This is a genomic window from ANME-2 cluster archaeon, assembly GCA_014237145.1.
Taxonomy (GTDB): Archaea; Halobacteriota; Methanosarcinia; order Methanosarcinales; family Methanocomedenaceae; genus Methanocomedens_A.
The window spans coordinates 1-3,432 of the sequence record JAAXOC010000043.1 but is presented as its reverse complement, the minus strand read 5'-3'; the positions used below and the strand labels follow the sequence as shown (position 1 = coordinate 3,432).

The window sequence follows — 3,432 nt, the reverse complement described above, 5'->3', positions numbered from 1 at the left end:
GCATTCGGCATCACTGTCACAATCGCCTTCACCTTCCGCACAGGGACCACAGTCACGGCACCAGTCAGGTCCTGGCTGAAATACGCTACAGTTTCCAGGTGGCTGTTCACACACATCCCTGCCGGCCGGCCATCCATAGTTGGCTCCGACATCCTGCGCACAGATCAGTCCTGCCTCGCATTCGGCATCACTGTCACAATCGCCTTCACCTTCCGCACAGGGACCACAGTCACGGCACCAGTCAGGTCCTGGCTGAAATACGCTACAGTTTCCAGGAGGCTGCTCACATACATCATAGTTCCAAGGCATGCCATATTGTGCACCAACATCTTGGGCACAGGTCAACCCTGCCTGACACTGGACATCACCATCACAATCACCTTGTCCAGATAGACAGGGGCCACAATCACGGCAATAATCCACGTGGCCCATGGGTAAAGAACATGGCCTATACTTAAACAGATAGTATCCGTCACCTGCAGCATAGCCGACACTGGCGTTTACCATAGATATGGTATTAAGCGTGCTCGAACCTGTCCAATTTGGAAATAGGATGAGAAGATCATCGGCCTCTAAATCTATCGACCAAGTCTGACCATAATTCACTGTCTTATAGATTTTACCCTCAATCTTCCCAAAAGCATTGCGGCCGGCAACCCAACCCTGCCATGTCGTAACCATATCAACATCACTTGGCACAAGCGCCTCTGGAAGAGTCGCTCCTGTCCAAGGCCAAACACCCCCTCCGGGTGGATATCCCGAGTAGTAAATCGTTCCTGTTTGGCCTGAGTTATCCCGGATGCCGACACCATTGCTCATTACGAAGTCAACAGTGTCCATCCATGGTATGTTGGCACTAACATCGTTCCAATTGCCGCCATATTGTGCATCAGAGGCGTAAAGTCGCGAACTACCAAAAATTACTCCCCATCCTCCACCATAAACCATATCATCCGGGTCGACGTAAATGTCCCAAAATGTTTTATTCGTGACAGGACTGGTGATGGGGTTCCAGTTTTGGCCGTAATTTGAGCTGTAGAGAATTGTAGAAATTTCTCCGACTGCCCAAATATAAGAGGGCCATCTTGCTTCAACTCCCCAAATATATCCATGATTACCTGGAAAAGGTCGAGAAGTCCAGTTTGTCCCACCGTTAGTTGTTACTTTAACGCCTTGTATCAAAACTGTCTGAAAATCGGGCCAGCCCGATATTACCCGGGTTTCATCGTATAAGATAAGGCCGAAATTGCCCGTTTCGTCAAAGACTATATCTTTATATTTCATCAAAACAAGGGGGGTAAAAACTTGCGACCAGTTTTTACCGCCATCACTTGTTCGATACACGTAGGTCAACCCATTCGAGGCTTTAGCAATCAGACACCCATGATTCTCAGTCTGGAACTCCAGATCAATTATCTCAATGTCATCTGGATTGGAATAAATTGCTTTAAGCTCCTTAATCTCCTGAACAGTCCAATTGCTGGCCGCATGCGTTATAATTGGCAGTGAAATTAAAAAGAAAAATATTAAATAGATTAGGCCTTTAAGTACTTTCATGTTCCCCCCCTTTTTTTTAAACTCTACCTCCTACACTCGACAGTCAAGAGTTCTTGTAACAGATTGAAATTATTACAAGTAAAAAATTGGCCACGTCATTCCGGTGAAAACCGGAATCCAGTTTTTTTTCAGAGTGTTGCGAGGTCTGGATGCCGGATCAAGTCCGGCATGACGGATGAACTTTGGACTCTTAAGCTCCTACAGTGATTTGTCCTTAATAATTTTCGGCAAACTTATCCACCTTCTGTCCTTTAGGTGGATCGGGATTGCCGATCTATGCTAATTGACTAACCGCTAAAAGTAATTAGAAGCTATGCTTAAAAATATTGCATATACTGGGGATGGAACTCACAAACGAACAATGGAACCGGTTAAAGCCTTTATTTCCATAACGCAAACGAAAGCATGACGGAAGAGGGCGTCCCCAGAAAAATCCCAGGGAAGTGCTCAACATGATTCTTTGGGTGCGGCGCATGGGGCACCCTGGAAAAACCTGCCGCCATGGTATCCCCCGTTCAAACCTGCCATCGCTGGTTCCAGAAATGGGTCCGGCAAGGGGTGTTAAAACAGGTCCTCACTCAACAGGCTGAGAATCTTCACCAACGCGGGGGCATCGATATTCGAGAATCATTTATCGATGGCAGTCTCAACCCTGCAAAAAAAGGGGTCATGGCTATGGGCTGTGGCTTTTCACCCTATGCATGGTTCCGCCACAGCGATTGCAAGAGTCTAACGCTTCAGACCGCGTCCAGAGGTCCTGGATTTCCACGAATTGTTAAACATCAAGTTGCCATCATAGGCAACTCACCTTTCTCAGGATAGCATCTGTGACATTTCCTCTATGGGACACAATGTTTCCCGTCCCTGTTTCACAGACATTTTAGCTTTTTGGATTGGATAGACTGGATGGAACTTCTTTACAAATAAAGCAAAAAATATACCAACATTTGGAACAACCCAAATGCGTCTAATTATATTTCATATCAGATAATTGAGGCAGATAGTCTTGAGAAGCTACTACAATGTGCCAGGAAATATTTTACTTAATGTGAAGTTTCTTACATAAAATATGAGAAAAAATGGGAATAATGATTTTTTTGCAGGCTTCTTTTCGTACTTTGCAACAATGTTTCTGAGGGCCTCTTCGAGTAGGTCGTCAAATGACCTATCAGTATCAATTAGTAAGGGCCAAGCCGTTCAGGCAAGGCCCTCATTATTGCTTCGCTGGATGAAAGGCCATCACACACTACCGTCCATAAACCACTGCGTAGTTGCTACGGTATTCGCCAGATGATCCCGGCCCGTAATTGCCCCCTAAATCGACACACTGATTAGCGTTAAACCATTTTCGGTATACCTTCAGATACGGCTGCGTGCCCAGGGATGTTTGGATTTGATACTGAGAGCGCAATTCCCAGCCGTTTAACCAATTGGGTATCGAGGATGACCGGCTGTCAAAGAGCACATATACCCACCAACTGACCGGATTGGTGAAACGCACATATCCGCTGGCGGCGCTGTTAGTTCTTTCGTCATTGGGCGTTTTGATTAAGGTGCGCCCAACCATCCAACTGGGGACGCCACCGGTGATCGTGTAGCTGCGGTCGGTGTAATAGGATGCGCCAACGTTAACTGTCCCGGTTCCAAACTTGGGATCCAACAAACATGGGGTGCTGGGAGCATAAAAGACAACATAGTTGCTGCGATATTCGCCGGAAGTCCCCGGTCCGTAATTGCCCCCAAAATTGACACAGTCGCCGGCCGAATAAGCGTTCATGAAGACATCCAGATGTCCCTGCGTGCTCAAGGATGTCTGTAAGTCATAGCCGGTATCGGCAAACACGCCGTTCATCCAATCCGGCAGATCGACGCATC

Annotated in this window: 3 protein-coding genes; 1 reads left to right on the top strand and 2 read right to left on the bottom strand. The window is 46.9% G+C overall.

Annotation, left to right across the window (positions count from 1 at the left end; all coding sequences use genetic code 11):
* On the bottom strand, positions 1-1,557 hold a 1,557-nt coding region (locus HF974_06085; protein ID MBC2697905.1), incomplete at its 3' end, for a hypothetical protein.
* Between the two features lie 452 nt (positions 1,558-2,009).
* Here HF974_06085 and HF974_06080 point away from each other — a divergent pair.
* A complete protein-coding gene (locus HF974_06080; protein MBC2697904.1) occupies positions 2,010-2,147 on the top strand; it encodes a hypothetical protein in 138 nt (45 codons plus the stop codon).
* A gap of 656 nt (positions 2,148-2,803) precedes the next feature.
* On the opposite strand, the gene HF974_06075 is transcribed toward HF974_06080, so the two are convergent.
* Entirely contained in the window at positions 2,804-3,409 is a 606-nt protein-coding gene (locus HF974_06075) for a hypothetical protein (protein MBC2697903.1), read from the bottom strand.
* Positions 3,410-3,432: the final 23 nt, after the last annotated feature.